The following is a 19,356-nucleotide window of genomic DNA, read 5'->3' on the forward strand; positions in this document are numbered from 1 at the left end:
GTCAGCAGTCTGAGGCCCCGCCAATGCGGGGCTTTTCTGTGTGTGCGCGTTGTTCGTGCGCACACGGCCGGGGTTGCTCGACGCCTGGCCGTCGCTTTATTCGTTGCTTATTCGCCGCTTATTGCTCGTTTGCCTGCACGCCGCCGCTTTCGAGCGAGCCGTAGAACTTCACCTTCGAGCGCTCGCGCAAGGCTTCGACATACGCTTGCACATCGGACTGCGCATTGACTTGCGCGATCTGCTGCTGCGCGGCGGCCAGATGCTGCGGATCCACCGCCGCACCCGCCACGACCGAGTTCACGCGATAGATCGCGTAGCCGTCGTCGCCGAGGTCGACGCCGACGTAAGCCGGCAATTTCTGCGCATCCGCCTTGTAGATTGCACTCAATGCAGCCGGCGGCACGCCCTGCGCGTCGTTGCGCGATACCTTCAACGGCGACGAGAAACCGGTAGTCGCCTTCGATTTCTCGAATTCGGCCAGCTTCGCCACGCCATCCTTGTGCGCCGCATCGTTCGACTGTGCCGCGATCACCCTCTGACGCACGGCGTCCTTGATGGTGTCGAACGCCGGCACGGCCGCGGCTTTGTAGTCGGTGACGCGCGCCGCGATCAGCGTATTGCCGCCGACGTCGATTGCCTGCGTGTTGTTGCGCGCCGTCACCGAGTCGTTCGCAAATACCGCAGCGAGGAACTTCGGGTTGTTCAGCGGGCTGTCGGGCGGCAGCTTCGGATCCGGCCGCGGCGTCACCGTGGCGGTCTGCAGTTGCAGCTTGAACTTCTCAGCGGCCGGTTGCAGGCTCTTCGCCTTTTCATAGACGATCGACGTGAAGCCTTCCGAGCCATCGCTGAATGCCTTGCTCGCCAGCTGCGTCTTCAGGTCTTTCGCGATCTGATCTTTCACTTCGTCGAACGGCTTCGTGGCCTCCGGCTTCACGTCCGTCACCTTGATGATGTGATAGCCGAAATCGGTCTGCACGATGCCACTGACTTCGTTCTTCTTCAGCGCGAATACGGCGTCGTCGAATGCCTGGCCGCCCGCGATCATGCCGCGGCCGAAGAAACCCAGATCACCGCCCTTTGACGCCGAACCCGGATCCTGCGAATTCGCCTGTGCGATCTGAGTGAACTGGTCCGGATGCGCCTTGATCTGCGCGAGCAACTCTTCGGCCTTCTGCCTGGCCTTGGTCTTGTCGGCCGCGCTCGCGTCTTTCGGCGCGACGATCAGGATGTGGCTCGCGCGCACCTGAGCCTCCGTGCGGTAGTGCGCGATGTTGTCGTCGTAGTACTTTTTCAGATCCGCGTCACTCGGCTGGATCGACGCGCCCAAGGTTGCCGCCGACATCACCAGGTACTGGATCGTGGCGGTCGCCGGCGTCGCGAAGTCGTTGCGATGCGCGTCGTAATACGCCTGCAGCTGCGCGTCGGTCGGCTGGACCTTCGCTGCGTAATCACGCGGATGGAACGCAATGCCCTGCACTTCACGCTGCTGCTCGGCCAGCTCGGTCAGATGCTGCGCGAGCGTCTTCGACGTGAACGCGCTGCCTAGAATGCTCGCCGGCAACTGCTGCGTGGCGATGCTGTAGCGCACGCGTTCGTCGTACTGGTCGGGCGTCATACCCTGCATCGCGAGCATCTGCTTGTAACGTTCGACGTCGATCGAGCCGTCGGGATTCTTCAACGACGAAATCACCGGATCGTTGAGCAGTACGCGGCGCACGGCGTCGTCTGACGCAGTCAGATGCAGGCGTTGCGTTTCATCGGCCAGCACCCGCTGCTCGATCAGACCATCGAGCATCTCGCGACGTCGCTCCGGGGTATCGAACGACTTCATGTCGAACTGTGCGCCCAGCATCTGACGCGCGCGGTCGAGCTGCTGACGCATCACGTCGTCATACTCGACGCGGGTGATCTTGTGACCGTTGACGCTTGCGACGTTTGCACTTTCGTCAAAGAAGCCGCGGAAGCCCTGGATACCCACAAAACCCAACCCCGGCACAATGACGAGGATGAGCATGAACATCATCAGGCGTTTGTGATTGCGGAAAAAATCGAGCATGCGTGAGGAGTGCCAAAAACAGAACGCCCGATCTTACAACAGCGGGCAACAAAAAAGGCGAACCGGAGTTCGCCTTTCGTAGATACTGGCGGAGTGGACGGGACTCGAACCCGCGACCCCCGGCGTGACAGGCCGGTATTCTAACCGACTGAACTACCACTCCTTATACTGCGCTTATACTGCGCTGACTGCACCGGAACACTGATGCCAAACCGGAAACTGGTGGGTGCTGAGAGGCTCGAACTCCCGACCTACGCCTTGTAAGGGCGCCGCTCTACCAACTGAGCTAAGCACCCGTTTCGCGATTCAGCGTGCTTCCGTTGTTGCTGCCTGATGATTCAGATTCACTTTGGTGCAAAGTCACGCGGCACCAAGCTTACAGTGTTCGCCATACTTCTCGCACTTCCGTTCGGGCGAATCCGGCCTTCCTCAAGCAGCAAGCCCGTTAGTTTAGCGCATCCTTCAGCGCTTTGCCAGGCCTAAATTTAGGAACTTTTGCCGCCTTGATCTTGATAGCGGCTCCGGTGCGCGGATTGCGCCCCGTACGCGCCGTGCGCTTGCCGACCGCGAACGTGCCAAAACCCACCAGCGTCACTGAACCGCCTTTCTTCAACGTACCTTTGACGCCACCGATCACCGCGTCGAGTGCACGGCCTGCTGCAGCCTTCGAAATGTCGGCTTGCTGTGCAATGTGATCGATCAATTCCGTTTTATTCATTCCAACCCCCGAGAATGTTTATGGCAACCGTGACGGCGCTTTTCTAGCACCTGGCATCACGCCGCTGGCGGGTAGCGCCGAGCCGCCTCATTAGAATTGGCCGAAACCTTAGTGTCAAGCGGGATTGAGCCTGATTCGGGGCGTTTGGAGGTGGCATTTCATCACCAGATCTTACTTGCCATCTAAACCCAGGCGATCAGAAATAAAAAACCCGCGGCCGTGACCGCGGGTTTCCTGCCCTGCAAACAGCTTCGTTGCTGACTGCCTCAGTGCTTGACGACTTCGGTCGCGGGTTCTTTGCCCGGCTCCCCTGCGACAGGCGCAGCAGTCTTCGGCTCTTCTTCCGGCAACGCTTGCGGCACACGTTCGAGCGCCAACTCGAGCACCTTGTCGATCCAGCGGACCGGCACAATTTCGATCGCGTTCTTCACGTTGTCCGGAATCTCCGTCAGATCCTTGACGTTTTCTTCCGGAATCAGCACCAGCTTGATACCACCGCGATGCGCCGCGAGCAGTTTTTCCTTCAGGCCGCCGATCGGCAAGACTTCACCACGCAATGTGATTTCTCCCGTCATCGCGACGTCGGCACGCACCGGAATACCGGTCAATACCGACACCAGCGCGGTCGTCATCGCGATACCGGCCGAAGGACCGTCCTTCGGCGTGGCGCCTTCCGGCACGTGAATGTGAATGTCCTGCTTCTCGAACGCTTCGTCCTTGATACCGAGACGACGCGAACGCGAACGCACGACCGAGCGCGCCGCTTCGACGGATTCCTTCATCACGTCGCCGAGCGAACCCGTGCGGATCACGTTGCCCTTGCCCGGCATCACCGCGGCTTCGATGGTCAGCAGATCGCCGCCCACTTCCGTCCACGCGAGACCCGTGACCTGGCCGACCTGATTTTCCTTCGCAGCCAGACCAAAGTCGTACTTGCGCACGCCGAGGAACGTGTCGAGATTGATGCCGTCGACCTTCGCCGCGCCTTCCGCCTTCTTCAGCAGCAGCATCTTCACGACCTTGCGGCAGATCTTCGAAATTTCACGCTCGAGCGAGCGCACGCCCGCTTCGCGCGTGTAGTAACGAATGATGTCGCGGATCGCCGTTTCCGTCACTTCGACCTCGCCATCCTTGAGGCCGTTGTTCTTCTTCTGCTTGGGCAAAAGATAACGCTGCGCGATGCTGACCTTTTCGTCTTCCGTGTAACCCGACAGACGGATTACTTCCATCCGGTCGAGCAACGGCGGCGGGATGTTCAGCGAGTTCGACGTCGCCACGAACATCACGTCCGACAGATCGAAGTCGACTTCGACATAGTGATCGGCGAACGTGTGGTTCTGTTCCGGATCGAGCACTTCCAGCAGGGCCGACGACGGATCGCCGCGGAAATCCTGACCCATCTTGTCGACTTCGTCGAGCAGGAAGAGCGGATTGCGCACGCCGGCCTTGGTCAGGCTTTGCAAAATCTTGCCGGGCATCGAACCAATATATGTGCGACGGTGACCGCGAATCTCGGCTTCGTCACGCACGCCGCCCAGCGCCATGCGCACGAACTTGCGATTCGTGGCGCGAGCGATCGACTGACCCAGCGACGTCTTACCGACACCCGGAGGCCCAACGAGGCACAGGATCGGCGCCTTGACCTTGTCGACACGTTGCTGGACCGCGAGATACTCGAGAATGCGTTCCTTCACCTTTTCGAGACCGAAGTGGTCTTCGTCGAGCACGCGTTCCGCATTCGAGAGGTCGTTGTTGACCTTGCTCTTCTTGCGCCACGGCAAGCCGATCAGCGTATCGATATAGTTGCGCACGACCGTCGCTTCCGCCGACATCGGCGACATCAGCTTGAGCTTCTTCAGCTCGCCATCGGCCTTCTTCTTCGCCTCCTTCGGCATGCGGGCAGCCGTGATGCGCTTCTCGAGTTCTTCGAGATCCGCACCCTCTTCGCCCTCGCCGAGTTCCTTCTGGATCGCCTTGACCTGTTCGTTCAGGTAGTACTCGCGCTGGCTCTTCTCCATCTGGCGCTTCACACGCCCGCGGATGCGCTTTTCGACCTGCAGGATGTCGATCTCGGCTTCGAGTTGCGCGAGCAGATGCTCGAGGCGCTCGATCACCGGGAACATTTCGAGGATGTGCTGCTTCTGGTCGAGCTTGAGCGGCAGATGCGCCGCGATCGTGTCGGCCAGACGCCCGGCTTCGTCGATACCCGACAGCGACGTCAGGATTTCCGGCGGAATCTTCTTGTTCAGCTTCACATACTGGTCGAACTGCGACACGATTGCGCGACGCAGCGCTTCGGTTTCAGCGCTGTCGGCGTGGTCGGGCTCGAGCGGCATGACTTCGCACGAGAACTGCGTTTCCTGTTCTTCGATGGAGAGCGTTTTGGCGCGCTGCAAGCCCTCGACGAGCACTTTCACGGTGCCATCGGGCAGCTTCAGCATTTGCAGGATGTTGGCAACACACCCTACTTCGTACATGTCCTTTTCGGTCGGTTCGTCTTTCGCAGCCGTTTTCTGGGCGACGAGCATGATGTGCTTGCCGCCTTCCATGGCTGCTTCGAGAGCCTTGATCGACTTCGGGCGGCCTACGAAGAGCGGAATCACCATGTGCGGGAAAACGACTACGTCACGCAGCGGGAGCAGCGGGAGCGTAATGCGTTCCGGCGGAAGGAGTTGGGTTCCTGACATTTCATTTCCCCATGAGTGGAATCAGTTCGTTCGATAGGTGAGGCCAGCAGAAAATATTGCAAGCCTCCGCGTGTGGGAAAAGTTCAGTGACTCCATAGTGAAAACAACCATCCTGACCACACGATAAACGAAAAAGCCGTTCACGTCGCCATGAACGGCTTTTTTGCAGAACCCGCAAGCCGATCAGTTCGAACCCGCCACCTTGGGCGCGTCTTCGTAGATCAATAGCGGTTTGCCGTCGCCGTCAATCACGTTGTCGTCGATGATGACCTTGCTGACACCTTTCATTTGTGGCAGATCGTACATCACGTCAAGCAACGCCTGTTCCAGGATCGAGCGCAGACCACGCGCGCCCGTCTTGCGGCGGATCGCCTTACGCGCCACGGCCTGCAGCGCCGCCGGACGAATCTCCAGTTCGACGCGCTCCATGTTGAACAGCTTGTGGTACTGCTTCACCAAGGCATTCTTCGGTTCGACGAGAATTTTCATCAACGCTGCTTCGTCGAGCTTGCCGAGCGTGGCGACCACCGGCAGACGGCCGATCAGTTCCGGAATCAGACCGAACTTGATCAGATCTTCCGGCTCCACTTCGCGCAGCACTTCGCCGGCGTCGCGGTCCTGCTTGCTCTTCACGCTCGCGCCGAAACCAATGCCGGTCTTCTCGGTACGATCGACGATGACCTTCTCGAGGCCATCGAACGCGCCACCGCAAATGAACAGGATGTTGGTGGTGTCGACCTGAATGAAGTCCTGGTTCGGATGCTTACGGCCACCCTGCGGGGGCACGGACGCCATCGTGCCCTCGACAAGCTTCAGCAAAGCCTGCTGCACGCCTTCGCCCGACACATCGCGGGTGATCGACGGGTTGTCGGACTTGCGGCTGATCTTGTCGATTTCGTCGATATAAACGATGCCGCGCTGGGCCTTATCGACTTCGTAATTGCAGTTCTGCAGCAGCTTCTGAATGATGTTCTCGACGTCTTCACCGACGTAGCCGGCTTCCGTCAGCGTGGTTGCATCGGCAATCACGAACGGAACGTTCAGCAGGCGTGCGAGCGTCTGCGCGAGCAGCGTCTTGCCGGAGCCGGTCGGGCCGATCAGCAGGATGTTGCTCTTGGACAGCTCGACCTCGTCCTTCTTGTCGAGATGCTTGAGACGCTTGTAGTGGTTGTACACCGCGACCGCGAGAATCTTCTTCGCCCGCTCCTGACCGATCACGTACTGGTCGAGGATTTCACGGATTTCCTGCGGACTGGGTAGGTCGGACTTGGACAAGCCCGCCTCGATGCCCGCGCCAGCAGCCTCGTCGCGGATGATTTCGTTGCACAGGTCGATGCACTCATCGCAGATGAATACCGACGGCCCCGCAATCAGCTTTTTGACCTCATGCTGGCTCTTGCCGCAAAACGAGCAATACAACAGCTTTTCGCTGTTAGAACCTTTCTTGTCCGCCATAGATGTGTGAGCCTCCGGACCACTGTGTTACATGATACGCCGTTTGCCCCCGCCTCGCAGTTTGGGCGGGGCGGGGCTAGTGAGCAAGGTGACGGCGCTTGCCGCAGGCGCTCGGACGAGCCTTGATTATTTCACATTCGACCGGACGGCGAATTTGCCCCAATCTGGGGCAAATTCCCATTCGATCAAGGGCGCTTGTGCGCGACCTGGTCAACCAGACCATAAGCTTGCGCGTCGTCGCCCGACATGAAATTGTCGCGGTCGGTGTCGCGTGCGATACGCTCGACGGGCTGTCCCGTATGGTGCGCGAGCAGATGATTCAGCCGTTCCTTCAAATACAGGATTTCGCGCGCCTGGATTTCAATGTCCGACGCCTGACCGCGCGCGCCGCCCAGCGGCTGGTGAATCATCACGCGCGAATTCGGCAGCGCGAAACGCTTGCCCTTCGCACCCGCTGCCAGCAGGAACGCGCCCATGCTGGCCGCGAGCCCCATGCAGAGCGTGGAGACGTCCGGCTTGATGAACTGCATCGTGTCGTAAATGGCCATGCCCGCCGACACCGACCCGCCCGGGCTGTTGATGTAGAAATAGATGTCCTTGTCCGGATTCTCGCTTTCGAGAAACAGCATCTGTGCCACGACGAGATTGGCCGTCTGGTCGTTCACTTCGCCGACCAGGAAAACGATGCGTTCCTTCAGCAGACGGGAATAAATGTCGTACGAACGCTCGCCCCGGCCGCTCGTTTCCACGACGATCGGCACCAGTCCGAGCGCCTGCGCTTCGAGATCCCGGGACGACTGGGAGGTCAACGTGTCCAGCATTTGGGCGCGAAAGGTCATGCAATGGATCCTTGTCTGGAAATATTCTAAATATCAGATGCTAGACAGGTGTGTGCGACGAGCCCCGTATTCAAGTGCACGATCAGTGCAAACGCGTTGCGCGACACCATGCAAAACGCAATGCACGTTCACAGCACAAAAAAACGGCGTGCGGGCCGTCGCTCCGACAGCCGGCACGCCGTTGCAGCGACGCTTACGCTTGCGCCGTTGCGCTTGCCAGTTCTTCGAAGCTCACTACCTTGTCCGTCACCTTCGCCTTACCGAGAACGAAATCGACGACGTTCGCTTCAACGACGTACGCTTCCATTTCAGCAAGACGTTGCTGGTTCGAATAATACCAGCGGACGACTTCCTTCGGGTCTTCGTAGCTTTTCGCGAATTCGTCGACCTCGGCGCGAATCTGCTCCGGCTTGGCCTGCAGCTCGTTGGCCTTGACCAGTTCGGCCAGCACGAGGCCCAGCTTGACGCGACGCTCGGCCTGTTCCTTGAACATGGCGGCCGGGATCGGCGCGTCCTTGGCGTTCGGCACGCCGCGTTGCTCCAGATCCTGACGGGCCATCGCGACGAGGCGCTCCTGATCCTGTTCGATCAGCGCATTGGGCACGTCCAGCTCCGAAATCTTCAGCAGCGCGTCCATCACCTGGTTCTTGACGATGGCTTGCGTGCGGCGCTTCGCTTCACGCTCGAGGTTGTCCTTGATCTCGCCGCGCATCTTGGTCAGATCGCCGTCTTCGATACCGAGCGACTTCGCGAAGTCTGCGTCGATTTCCGGCAGGTGCGGCCACTCGATCTTCTTCATCTTGATCGTGAATTGTGCCGTCTTGCCCGCCACTTCCTTGCCGTGGTAGTCGTCCGGGAATTTCAGGTCGAATTCGTTCGACGCGCCGGCCTTCAGACCCAGCGCCGCCTTTTCGAATTCCGGCAGCATGCGGCCTTCGCCCAGCACGAATGCGAAGTCTTCGGCGCTGCCGCCCTGGAACGCCTCGCCGTCGATCTTGCCGGCGAAGTCGACCGTCACGCGATCGCCCTCTTTGGCCGCCGTGTCCGCGCCGCCGTCACCGTGCTCACCGGCTTCGCCGCGAGCGTGGAAGTGCACGCGCTGCTTGCGCAGGATTTCCAGCGTGCGGTCGATTTCGGCTTCGCTGATGGTGGTCGTGGTGCGCTCGATTTCAGCCGCGGCGACGTCGCCCAGCTTCACTTCCGGGTACACCTCGAAGGTCGCGTCGAACGCGTAGTTGCCCTCGGCGACGTCGGACTTCGGCGCAAAGCTCGGCTGGCCGGCAACGCGCAGATTTTCAGCGCGGCTGATATCGAAGAATTCCTTGCCGACCTTGTCGCTCAGCACTTCAGCTTCCACCTGGCCCGAATACTGTTGCGTCACCATCTTGAGCGGCACCTTGCCCGGGCGGAAACCCGGCATGCGCACGTTCTTCGCGAGTTGACGGATACGCGAGTCCACTTCCTTCTGCACGGCGTCCTTCGGCAGGGAAATCGTTACGCGGCGTTCGAGCTTGCCGAGGTTTTCAACAACGTTAGCCATGGCTTCAATCGTCCTAAAATTATTCGAGCGAATCAGTTATCTTCTACGTGCCGCTTTTCGATGTCGCTTCGCATCGATTGCGCGCCTGCGCCGCGGGCTTGCAGGCCGCCGGCAGCACGGTTGAGTCCAAAGAGCCGAATATTTTAGCAAACTATTGGCGCGCCTAGCGGGATTCGATGATTCAGCGCTTTTTTATCGGCATTCCGACCGCTTTCCGGGTTGTTTCAGTACGGTTTTCGCGATCTGAACGCCCCGCTTGCCGAGCGGGCGCTGCCGCGATGCAGAACCGCTCGACCGGCGCTGCATTGGCATATGGCGCGCAGCCGACGCACCGCGCGCACGATGTCGCCTATGCCGTTCGACATATTCAGTCGGCACGCCCATGCTGATAAGCTAATGCACGCGCTCGGGGCTACGCCCGCATCCAGTCATCTGACCGCCCTTGCAACGATTCCAACCATTCAGAGACACCATGCCGAATTCGTCGTCTTCACCTGTCGTCGTCATCGCTCCGGACTCTTTTAAAGGCTCGCTTAGTGCGGAACAGGTCGCGCAGGCGATCGCGTCGGGCATCCAGCGCGCCCGCCCCGACGCCAGCGTGCGCATCTGTCCGATGGCCGACGGCGGCGAAGGCACGCTCGACGCGATGCTCACGCGCGGCGGTGAACGCCGCAAGCTGAGCGTGCACGGCGCGGCCGGCCCGGAACGCGAAGCGCTCACCGGCCTGCTCGCGGATGGCAGCGCGATCATCGAAACCGCTGAAATCGTCGGTATTACAGATCCGGTCGGCATGGGCGTGCCGGTCGAGGCGCGCAGCACGCGCGGCATGGGCGAGGCGATTCGCGCGCTGCTGGACGCCGGCGTGCGGCGCTTTTTTGTCGCGCTGGGCGGCAGCAGCACCAACGACGGCGGCGCCGGCCTGCTGGTCGGCCTCGGCCTGAAACTTTTCGACGCGCAAGACAAGGAACTCGAAGGAACGCCCGAGCAACTCGCGCGTGTCGCACGGCTCGACGTCTCGCAACTCGACGCGCGGCTCGCGGACACACGGTTCGTCGGCATGTCGGACGTCGACAACCCCCTAACAGGCGAGCACGGCGCAACCGCGGTGTTCGGTCCGCAGAAAGGCGTCAAGCCGGAGCAGGTTGCCCCTATCGACGCCGCCCTCGCCCGCTTTGCCGATCTGCTCGAGGCCGCGCTCGGGCGCGCGGCGCGCGATCAACCCGGAGCGGGCGCGGCCGGCGGCCTCGGCTTCGCGCTGCATATGCTCGGCGCGCGGTTCGAGCCGGGCGCGGAAACCGTCGCGCGTCAGATCGGCCTTGACGCGGCACTCCAGGGCGCGAACTGGCTGATCACGGGCGAAGGTCGCTCGGACGTGCAAACGCTGCATGGCAAGGCGCCCTTCATCGCCTGTGGCCATGCGCGCACGGCCGGCGTGCCTGCCACGCTGCTGTCGGGCGCGGTGGATTCCGCGGCCTTGCCTCGCCTTGCCGAATACTTCAGCGGTTGCTTCTCGCCGGCACCCGGACCGATCACGCTCGAGGTCGCGATACGCGACGCGGCCCGCCTGCTCGCCGACGGGGCCGAACAGCTGACGCGCCTGAAATACGGCGCGCGTTGACCGGCAAGACGGTTGCGGCAACAATCAAAGCGCCGCGACCGCTCCACTCAACTACGGGATGACAATGAAGGACTCCGCTAAAGCCGGGCTCGAGCAGTTCCTCACCTATCGTCTGCATGTGCTGAACAAACTCTCCGAGCGTGGCGTCAGCGAGCGCTTCCGTGCAAGGCTTGGCGTGAGCCTGCCGGAGGCTCGGGTGATCGCGTCGGTGGGTTCGTTCGGGCCGTTCTCGATCATGGATCTGGCGCGGCATGCGAATCTCGACAAGAGCCAGGCGAGCCGCGCGGCCGAAGCCATGATCAGGCAAGGCCTCGTGCAACGCCAGCCAAGCGCCGAGGACGGCCGCGTCGTGCTGATTTCGCTCACGCCGGACGGCCGTGCGCTATACCGGAAGGTGATGCCGATCGCGCGCAAATGGAACGACGATATGTTCGACTGTCTCGACGAGCAGGAAAAGGCCGCGTTCGGTCACGCGCTCGACAAGATCATCGAGACGATGACGGCCCAAGAGGAATAAGGAAGCGTGGTGTGCAACAGATTGCGCATGCCTTGCGTCGTTCCCTTTGGAAGCACACCGCTGGTCGCCCCGCCCGATTCAGATCACGGCCCGAGACGGCCCGAAACCGCCGCGATGGAAGCCATACCCGACAAGGGCCGCCCCGGCAGCGCAAATCATAGCGCCCGCACGCGATGCCGGTGAATCGTGCAACGACACGGCGCGCTTGTGCAGCGCCATTCGGGTGCGCACGTCGTAACAGGACGCCACTGCAGCAATAACGACGTACCGCCGACGCCGCCCCGCCACGACGTCAGCAGATTCGCGACGAGCCATCAACCATGTCAAAATTCGGGATTGGCCAGCGAGCCTTCACTCTCCCACTTTCAGCCAAGGAAGTTTCAGTGGACATCAACAAACAGGTCGCGGCCCTCACCGCATCGGAGCTCCAGACCGCCGGCGCGAGCCAGGCGAGCGCGATTGCGGTAAGCGTGCTGCTGCGTCATCTTCGCTCGCCCGAACTGGCGAAACTCTTGTCGTCGGCCTTTGAAAATCATCAGGCGGTCATGCTGCAAACGCCGTGGCCGGATCAGATGCTGCAGGCTTTCGAATCGACCCGGCGTTTTCTCGAAGGCGCAGCTCAGCTGGAGCTGCCGGGCACGCAGGAGCAAACCACGTCCCAGCCGCCAGCCGTCTGAGAGCATCGGACGGGCTCTGCGCGTTGCGCGCATCGAAAATAAAAAACCCCGTTAGTCCAAAGACTAAACGGGGTTTTTCGCTACAGATGAATGGTGCGAGGGAGGGGACTCGAACCCCTACACCCTTGCGGGCGTCAGGACCTAAACCTGGTGCGTCTACCAATTTCGCCACCCTCGCAGCCGGGCATGCCGCCGTGCGTTCTGCCCGATGTCCTGCATGCTCGCGCAGCGCGCCAGAAGCACGCGCCCGAAAGCGTAAGCGCGAGATTCTAACCGATTGATTCACGCTTGTCTGCATCCGCGCCGCATCTGTCCACGCAGCGGCAATGCTACAATTTTTGGTTCGACGCACTTGTGCCGTGCGCTTCTTCGCCTGCCCCTCCCCACATTCCAGACCCGTGAATTTCGACGATTATTGCCAGCAGAAAGCGGCTCCCCCCGGATCGAGCACTTACTATGCGCTCCGGCAGGCGCCCGCAGCAACTCAACCGCTGTTGATGGCGCTGTTCGCGTTGCGCCGCGAGTTCGAGGAAACGGTCAAGGAAATCAGCGACCCGGCCATCGGCCGCAGCAAACTCGCGTGGTGGCAAAACGAAATCGCGGCGCTCGCTTCAGGCTCGCCGACGCATCCGGTCAGCAACGCGCTGGCGGCCTATCTGCCGGACGCGAAGGCCGAATATCCGGCGTTGCAGGCATTGCTGGCCGGCTTTGAAATCGACCTCGACCAGGCGCGTTATCTCGACTATCCGAATCTGCGGCGCTACCTGCAAGGCGTGGGGGGCACGTTCGCGGCGCTGGTCGCACGCGCCTCGGCAAACGACGCCGTGCAGGCGTTGGGCTGGGCGGCGCCGCTCGGCGAGGCGCTGCTGCTCGCGCAGTTCGTCGTCGAAACGGGCAACGATGCGCGCCACGGCCGCATCTACATTCCTATCGATGAGATGCAGCGCTTTAACGTCACCGCAGCCGACCTGATCAATCGAAAATATACCGACGCGTTCACCGAGCTGATGCGCTTCGAGACCAACCGCGCCCGCACAGCGCTGCAAACTGCGCTCGCCGCGATGCCGGCCAGTGAGCGCCGTCCGCAGCGCACGCTGCTTGCGCAAGCGGCACTGGCATTGGCGCTGCTTGATGAAATCGAACGCGACGGCTATCACGTGCTGCATCAACGCATCGCACTGACGCCGATTCGCAAACTCTGGATCGCGTGGCGCGCGAAATAAGCCGGCGAGCGAAACCGGTGAGCGCCGTGCGGCGCTCACGCTGTCCTGGTGAGGCGATCGTCGAATGTGTCGCGACGCGCATCCCGCAGTAGTCCTATCTAATCCGTCATCAAGCCCACGGCCCGTGGCGAGCCCTCTTCAAACGCGCAGCATCGGCAGCGGCACGAACCGCGCTGCAGGATCGTGAATGCGTCGAACTCCCACCGAGTCCCCCGCAGCGGTTGCGATCGCGTGTACAGACATGAGCGTCAAGACAGCGTGCTGCCGTTCAAGGCACTGGCGGTCGCACAGGCCTTGCGCCTTTGTGTCGTACGGATGGATGGATAGGCTGGTGTACACGGCCGGGAAATGGGGTGACGACGGGGGTGACGGCGGGGGCAACGGCGTGACGGCGTCGTTTTGCGCGGTCGCCAGCACGCCGTGACTTCGACGACTCAACGGCAGACCGGACGAAAGTTGGTGAAAGTTGGTGATGGGAATGCAACGGGATTCTTTCACGCAAGGAAACCGCATGACAGCCGCGCCCAGAGCCAGTACAAATAAACCTAGCGCTTATAAAGCTCGCGGACAGCGTCTTCGATGTGCTGCCGCAACAAGCGCCGTTCCTCGGGCGTCATATGACCATCGCGGCGACGCTGATCAAGATCGGGGGGAACTGCGGTGCGCAACATCACGTCTGATGCCGGATGGTCAGGACTCGTGCTATGACGATTGGTTCTGGGATTGCCGGATCTGGCCGCGTGTTCACTCGCAGCTCTGTCGGCGGAAGGCTGGGCGTGGGCGAGCGTTGGTCCCAGTGAACCTGCAAGCGTACTGGCTACCGCCAGTGCAATAACGCTCAGGCGCACATTCGGCCAAACCCCTCCCTTCATGTTGTTCCCTTCGTGGCGCGGCAACCGGCTACCTCAAATGCTTGTACAAACCCCGGTTACGAGCCGGGAACGAGAGTTGTTTTCGAGTGAAGTATCCACCGAACGGCCGCATTCAGTAAAGGAGTCTAACTGCCGATGCTTTACGCCGTGCCATATCGCGGGTAAATTTTGTAACTGACTGTAACCCAGGAAATGATGCAACCGCGCGTCACTTTCTAATCGCGCTAAGATGCCGACCATGGAAACCAAAAACCCTTCGAAAATCCTCGTCGTCGACGACGATCCACGCTTGCGCGATCTGCTGCGCCGCTACCTCGGTGAACAGGGCTTCAATGTCTACGTCGCCGAGAACGCGCCGTCGATGAACAAGCTCTGGGTGCGTGAGCGCTTCGATCTGCTGGTACTCGATCTGATGCTGCCCGGTGAAGACGGGCTGTCGATCTGCCGGCGCTTACGCGGCAGCAACGACCGCACGCCGATCATCATGTTGACGGCCAAGGGCGAAGATGTCGATCGGATCGTCGGCCTCGAAATGGGCGCCGACGACTATCTGCCCAAGCCGTTCAATCCACGCGAGCTGGTCGCGCGGATTCACGCGGTGCTGCGGCGCCAGTCGCCATCGGAATTGCCCGGCGCGCCGTCCGAAACGACCGAAGTGTTCGAATTCGGCGAGTTCGCGCTGAATCTCGCCACGCGCACGCTCACCAAGGCCGGCCAGGAAATCCCGTTGACCACGGGCGAATTCTCGGTGCTCAAGGTGTTCGCGCGTCATCCGCGCCAGCCGCTGTCGCGCGAGAAGCTGATGGAGCTCGCCCGCGGTCGCGAATACGAAGTGTTCGACCGCAGTCTCGACGTGCAAATCTCGCGTCTGCGCAAGCTGATCGAACCCGATCCAGGCAGCCCGCGCTTCATTCAGACCGTGTGGGGTCTGGGCTACGTCTTCATCCCCGACGGTGCAGCCTGAGATTGCCGTCACCTCCCCATGCAAAATAGTTGCTGTCTTTGATTTCAGATAAGAAGGGCCCATGCGGATCGACCGGCGCCTCCTGACGCTCGCGTTCGGTGGCCTTTTCTGGCGGACCTTCCTGCTGATCGCGCTATTGATCGCAGTCAGTCTCGCCGCCTGGTTCCAGAGCTTCCGGGTGATCGAACGCGAGCCGCGCGCACAGCGCGTGGCTTTGCAGCTCGTCGCCATCGTCAAGCTCACGCGCACCGCACTCCTCTATTCCGATCCCGATCTGCGGCGCGCATTGCTGCAAGATCTGGAAAGCAACGAAGGCGTGCGCGTGTACCCGCGCGAACGAACCGACAAATACAAACTGCAGCCCGACGAGTCGCTGAACCGCCTGATCGAACACGACATTCGCGGCCGCCTCGGCGACGACACGGTGATTGCGCAGAGCGTGAACGACATCAACGGCGTCTGGATCAGCTTCAAGATCGACGACGACGACTACTGGGTCGCGCTCGACCGCGATCAGCTCGACAACGCGACCGGCCTGCAATGGGCCGGCTGGGGCGTGTTCGCACTGGCGCTATCGCTGTTCGGCGCGGCGTTCATCACGAGTCTCGTGAACCGGCCATTTGCCCGACTCGCGATGGCCGCGCGCAAGGTCGGCTCGGGCCAGTTGCCGGAGCCGCTGCCCGAGCGCGGCATGGGGGTGGCCGCCGAAACCAATCGCAGCTTCAACCAGATGGTGCGGGACCTCGAACAGCTCGAGGCCGACCGCGCGCTGATGCTCGCCGGCATCTCGCACGATCTGCGCACGCCGCTCGCGCGCTTGCGGCTTGAAACCGAAATGAGCCCGTCCGACCAGAGCACCAAGGACGCGATGGTCGATGACATCGAGCAGATGGACATGATCATCGGCCGGTTCCTCGATTACGCGCGCCCGGTGCAGCGGGTGCCGGAACCCGTCGATCTGTCCGTGATCGCCGGAGAACTGGCCGCGCGCATGCAGAGCGAGGACAGCATGCGGCTGATCACGAGGCTCGCGCCATCGGCGGTGATCGAAGCCGACGAAACCGATATGCGGCGCGTGGTCGGCAATCTGCTGGAAAACGCGCGCAAATACGGTCTGAGCGACGGCGACGGCGTCCCGCACGTGATTCTGGAGACGCGGGTGTCGCACTCGCGGGTCGAACTATCCGTGGTCGACGAAGGCCCCGGCATTCCGGAAGACCAGTTGGCGCTCGTCACGCGGCCGTTTTACCGGGTCAATTCGGCGCGCACGCAGGCCAACGGCACGGGCCTTGGCATGGCAATTGTTCAGCGGCTGGTGGGTCGCTACCGCGGCGCGCTGCGCTTGCGCAATCGCACGCCTCTACCGGGTCTCGAAGTCACGATCGAATTCCCGCTCGCAAAGGGCGCGTGATCGGCACGGGGCATGGTGAGACCCCGGCGCCCGCGTGGCGTGTTGAAAACTATCCGGGTCGTTAGTAAAAAACTATTGAATGGATAGTTCAATAGAACTATAGTGGGACGGTGTAACGCGCTCGTTATGACGAGCAGGTAGCCTCAACATGCTGTTTTTTCCAACACACGAAGGAGCACTCGCATGAAAACCGTTGGCGATAAGGTCGAAGCGTTCACCGTCACTGCTGCCAAGCCAGGCTTCAACAGCCACGAAGAAAACGGCGCGTCGGCATTCGAAGAGATCACGGAGCAGTCGTTTCCGGGCAAATGGAAGATCATCTATTTCTATCCGAAAGATTTCACCTTCGTGTGTCCGACGGAGATCGTCGAGTTCGCCAAGCTCGCGAGCGATTTCGAAGAGCGCGATGCGGTGCTGCTAGGCGGCAGTGTCGATAACGAGTTCGTGAAACTGGCTTGGCGCCGCGAGCACAAAGACCTGAGCAAGCTGAACCACTATTCGTTCGGCGATGTGAAAGGCGAATTGATCGACCAGCTCGGCGTGCGTGACAAGGAAGCCGGCGTCGCGCTGCGCGCCACCTTCATCGTCGACCCGGACAACACGATCCAGCACGTGTCGGTGAACAACCTGAACGTTGGCCGCAACCCGGAAGAAGTGCTACGTATTCTGGACGGTTTGCAAACGGACGAACTGTGTCCCTGCAACCGCGCGATCGGCGGCGCAACGCTCTAAGCCGTATCGTCGAAAGCCCGCCAGCCCTGAAAGAGCAGCGGGCTTTTTTGTCGACCATTCGATAGGAGATGCCAATGGAATTCCTGGCTTCGATCAAGGCGCATGTGCCTGACTATGCGAAGGACATCCGGCTGAATCTCGACGGCACGATTGCCCGCTCGTCGCTCGACGGCAACGACGCGGTCGGCGTAGCGCTGGCGGCGGCGTTCGCCGCGAAGAGCACGCTGATCGTCGACGCGATTCGCAATGCCGGCGTGCTGTCCGCGCAAGAGTCCCAAGGCGCGTTGACCGCCGCTGCGCTGATGGGCATGAATACCGTCTGGTATCCGTATGTCGAGATGACGGAGAGTGCGGACCTGAAATCGCAACCGGCGCAGTTACGGATGAATGCGTATGCATCACATGGCGGCGTGGATAAGCGCCGCTTCGAGATGTATGCGCTGGCGGCTTCGATCATCGGCAAATGCCATTTCTGCGTGAAGTCGCACTTCGACAACCTGATCGCCGAGGGGATGACTTCCACGCAATTGCGCGACGTGGGCCGCATCGCGGCGGTCATCAACGCGACCGCGCAGTGCATTGCCGCGGAGAGCAAATAGATGGAGTCATGCGCGCAGCGCGGCGGCTGATTCGCCGCTGCGCGTGCATGAATTTTTTTGCCGTTCTTCGGCAGCCGGAAGTTCAGCAAGCAGAAGACGCGATCAACGTGCGATCCGATGCCGGTCGAATCCCGGTCACTGCCTGATCAGCAGAACCACCGCCTGCGCTTCGATACCCTCGCCTCTGCCAAGATAACCAAGCTTCTCGTTGGTCTTGGCCTTGACATTGACGCGCTCGACCGGCAGGTTGAGATCGGCGGCGATATGCGCGCGCATGTCTTCGATATGCGGTGCCAGCCTGGGCGCCTGCGCCACCACGCTGCTATCCACGTTGACGATCGAAAAGCCCGCCGCGCTCACGCGCGTAACACACTCGCGCAGCAGCACCCGGCTGTTGGCACCGGCGAACTTCGGATCGCGATCGGAGAAGTGGCGGCCGATATCCCCGAGCGCCGCAGCACCGAACAGCGCATCGGTAATCGCATGCAGCAGCACGTCCGCATCCGAATGGCCGAGCAGCCCGCGCTCATAAGGAATCGTCACACCGCCGATGATCAACGGACGTCCCGGCACCAGCGCATGCACGTCATACCCTTGCCCAATTCTGAAATCCATCTGCGTCAAGCCCTCAAGTCCGCTCATTAAAGTTGAAATCGCCCGTCACGACGCCGCAGGTCGGCTCAGAATCGCCTCGGCCAGATCGAAATCTTCCGGATAGGTCACCTTGAAGTTGCGCAAGCTCCCCTGCACCAGCTTCGGCGCATGTCCCGACCACTCGATCGCGCTCGCTTCGTCGGTCAGGTCGTGCCCATCGGCCTGCGCGCGCAGGATCGCTTCACGCAACATGCCGATGCGGAACATCTGCGGAGTCTGCGCCTGCCACAAGCCATCGCGCGATTCGGTGCGGGCAATGCGGGCATCGGCCGAACCGGCGTCGATCCGTTTCAACGTATCCGCGACCGGCAACGCCATGATGCCGCCGACTGCGTCGTCCTTCAGCGCGCCGATCAGTGCGCGGATCAGCGCAGGCGTGATGCCCGGACGCGCCGCGTCGTGCACCAGCACCCAGTCGTCGTCGCGTGCGCCGAATTCGGCGAGCGCATGCAGCCCGTTGAGCACCGAGGCCTGGCGCGACGCACCGCCCGAGCGGCGCACCGCGAAACGCAGGCCGCCGAAGCGGCGGGCGTCGAAGTGCTGGTCATCAGGGGCGATCACGACGAGGGTCTGCGCGAACTCGCTGCAGGCGTCGAACGCCGCCAGCGAGTAGTGCAGCATGTCGCGACCGGCGACAGTGCGATACTGTTTCGGCATCGCGGCGCCAGAACGGCTGCCGGTGCCGGCGCACGGAATCAGGGCAAAGAGACGGGAAGTCACGAGTGCGGGTGCCGCGAAGTCAAAGTAAAGGACGGATTTTATAATAGGTCCTTCGCATCCACGCCCCGACACGC

Annotated in this window: 17 protein-coding genes and 3 tRNA genes; 8 read left to right on the forward strand and 12 right to left on the reverse strand. The window is 61.4% G+C overall.

Annotation, left to right across the window (positions count from 1 at the left end):
• Positions 1 to 118 precede the first annotated feature (118 nt).
• The 8 genes from BN2475_RS24860 to tig form a co-directional block, all read right to left on the reverse strand.
• A complete protein-coding gene (locus tag BN2475_RS24860; RefSeq protein WP_094782139.1) occupies positions 119 to 2,056 on the reverse strand; it encodes a SurA N-terminal domain-containing protein in 1,938 nt (645 codons plus the stop codon).
• Positions 2,057 to 2,142: 86 nt separating this feature from the next.
• Positions 2,143 to 2,219, reverse strand: a tRNA-Asp gene (locus BN2475_RS24865).
• A 57-nt stretch (positions 2,220 to 2,276) separates the two neighbouring features.
• Positions 2,277 to 2,352: transfer RNA gene (locus tag BN2475_RS24870), tRNA-Val, on the reverse strand.
• Between the two features lie 149 nt (positions 2,353 to 2,501).
• Positions 2,502 to 2,774, reverse strand: coding sequence for an HU family DNA-binding protein (locus BN2475_RS24875; RefSeq protein ID WP_007585907.1), 273 nt, complete (start codon positions 2,772 to 2,774; stop codon positions 2,502 to 2,504).
• A 266-nt stretch (positions 2,775 to 3,040) separates the two neighbouring features.
• Positions 3,041 to 5,461, reverse strand: a complete 2,421-nt coding sequence (lon, locus tag BN2475_RS24880; RefSeq protein ID WP_094782140.1) for an endopeptidase La — start codon at positions 5,459 to 5,461, stop codon at positions 3,041 to 3,043.
• 183 nt (positions 5,462 to 5,644) lie between these two features.
• On the reverse strand, positions 5,645 to 6,916 hold the full coding sequence (clpX, locus tag BN2475_RS24885; RefSeq protein WP_094782141.1) for an ATP-dependent Clp protease ATP-binding subunit ClpX: 1,272 nt from the start codon (positions 6,914 to 6,916) through the stop codon (positions 5,645 to 5,647).
• A 185-nt stretch (positions 6,917 to 7,101) separates the two neighbouring features.
• Complete coding sequence (clpP, locus tag BN2475_RS24890; RefSeq protein WP_006048927.1) at positions 7,102 to 7,755, reverse strand: ATP-dependent Clp endopeptidase proteolytic subunit ClpP; 654 nt, start codon at positions 7,753 to 7,755, stop codon at positions 7,102 to 7,104.
• Between the two features lie 193 nt (positions 7,756 to 7,948).
• Entirely contained in the window at positions 7,949 to 9,295 is a 1,347-nt protein-coding gene (gene tig, locus BN2475_RS24895) for a trigger factor (RefSeq protein WP_094782142.1), read from the reverse strand.
• Positions 9,296 to 9,767: 472 nt separating this feature from the next.
• Between tig and BN2475_RS24900 the strand changes: the two genes are divergently transcribed.
• The 3 genes from BN2475_RS24900 to BN2475_RS24910 all read left to right on the forward strand — a co-directional run bounded on the left by BN2475_RS24900 (position 9,768) and on the right by BN2475_RS24910 (position 12,107).
• Positions 9,768 to 10,913, forward strand: a complete 1,146-nt coding sequence (locus BN2475_RS24900) for a glycerate kinase (RefSeq protein ID WP_094782143.1) — start codon at positions 9,768 to 9,770, stop codon at positions 10,911 to 10,913.
• 64 nt (positions 10,914 to 10,977) lie between these two features.
• A complete protein-coding gene (locus tag BN2475_RS24905; RefSeq protein ID WP_094782227.1) occupies positions 10,978 to 11,430 on the forward strand; it encodes a MarR family winged helix-turn-helix transcriptional regulator in 453 nt (150 codons plus the stop codon).
• Positions 11,431 to 11,813: 383 nt separating this feature from the next.
• The gene (locus BN2475_RS24910; RefSeq protein WP_094782144.1) at positions 11,814 to 12,107 is read left to right on the forward strand and encodes a hypothetical protein; all 294 of its coding nucleotides are present in this window, start codon (positions 11,814 to 11,816) and stop codon (positions 12,105 to 12,107) included.
• 91 nt (positions 12,108 to 12,198) lie between these two features.
• Here the strand turns inward: BN2475_RS24910 and BN2475_RS24915 are convergent.
• Positions 12,199 to 12,285 (reverse strand) — tRNA-Leu (locus BN2475_RS24915).
• A gap of 220 nt (positions 12,286 to 12,505) precedes the next feature.
• Here BN2475_RS24915 and BN2475_RS24920 point away from each other — a divergent pair.
• Positions 12,506 to 13,330: a squalene/phytoene synthase family protein gene (locus BN2475_RS24920; protein WP_094782145.1), complete on the forward strand. Its 825-nt coding sequence runs from the start codon at positions 12,506 to 12,508 to the stop codon at positions 13,328 to 13,330.
• Between the two features lie 545 nt (positions 13,331 to 13,875).
• On the opposite strand, the gene BN2475_RS35790 is transcribed toward BN2475_RS24920, so the two are convergent.
• Positions 13,876 to 14,202, reverse strand: a complete 327-nt coding sequence (locus BN2475_RS35790; RefSeq protein ID WP_094782146.1) for a hypothetical protein — start codon at positions 14,200 to 14,202, stop codon at positions 13,876 to 13,878.
• A gap of 229 nt (positions 14,203 to 14,431) precedes the next feature.
• Between BN2475_RS35790 and ompR the strand changes: the two genes are divergently transcribed.
• The 4 genes from ompR to BN2475_RS24950 all read left to right on the forward strand — a co-directional run bounded on the left by ompR (position 14,432) and on the right by BN2475_RS24950 (position 17,908).
• Positions 14,432 to 15,166 carry an osmolarity response regulator transcription factor OmpR gene (gene ompR / locus BN2475_RS24935; protein WP_006048917.1) on the forward strand — a complete coding sequence of 245 codons (735 nt, stop codon included), beginning with the start codon at positions 14,432 to 14,434 and terminating at the stop codon, positions 15,164 to 15,166.
• A 61-nt stretch (positions 15,167 to 15,227) separates the two neighbouring features.
• Positions 15,228 to 16,577 (forward strand): ATP-binding protein, encoded by a 1,350-nt coding sequence (locus BN2475_RS24940; RefSeq protein WP_094782148.1) that lies wholly within the window; start codon positions 15,228 to 15,230, stop codon positions 16,575 to 16,577.
• A 183-nt stretch (positions 16,578 to 16,760) separates the two neighbouring features.
• Positions 16,761 to 17,309, forward strand: coding sequence for a peroxiredoxin (locus BN2475_RS24945; protein WP_094782149.1), 549 nt, complete (start codon positions 16,761 to 16,763; stop codon positions 17,307 to 17,309).
• A 74-nt stretch (positions 17,310 to 17,383) separates the two neighbouring features.
• Positions 17,384 to 17,908 (forward strand): carboxymuconolactone decarboxylase family protein, encoded by a 525-nt coding sequence (locus BN2475_RS24950; RefSeq protein ID WP_094782150.1) that lies wholly within the window; start codon positions 17,384 to 17,386, stop codon positions 17,906 to 17,908.
• Positions 17,909 to 18,043: 135 nt separating this feature from the next.
• On the opposite strand, the gene ispF is transcribed toward BN2475_RS24950, so the two are convergent.
• Both ispF and ispD read right to left on the reverse strand, forming a co-directional pair.
• The gene (ispF, locus tag BN2475_RS24955) at positions 18,044 to 18,523 is read right to left on the reverse strand and encodes a 2-C-methyl-D-erythritol 2,4-cyclodiphosphate synthase (RefSeq protein ID WP_094782151.1); all 480 of its coding nucleotides are present in this window, start codon (positions 18,521 to 18,523) and stop codon (positions 18,044 to 18,046) included.
• A gap of 45 nt (positions 18,524 to 18,568) precedes the next feature.
• Positions 18,569 to 19,282: a 2-C-methyl-D-erythritol 4-phosphate cytidylyltransferase gene (gene ispD / locus BN2475_RS24960; RefSeq protein WP_094782152.1), complete on the reverse strand. Its 714-nt coding sequence runs from the start codon at positions 19,280 to 19,282 to the stop codon at positions 18,569 to 18,571.
• Between the last annotated feature and the right edge of the window lie 74 nt (positions 19,283 to 19,356).

Origin of the sequence: Paraburkholderia ribeironis, assembly GCF_900019265.1 — a bacterium.
Taxonomy (GTDB): Bacteria; Pseudomonadota; Gammaproteobacteria; order Burkholderiales; family Burkholderiaceae; genus Paraburkholderia; species Paraburkholderia ribeironis.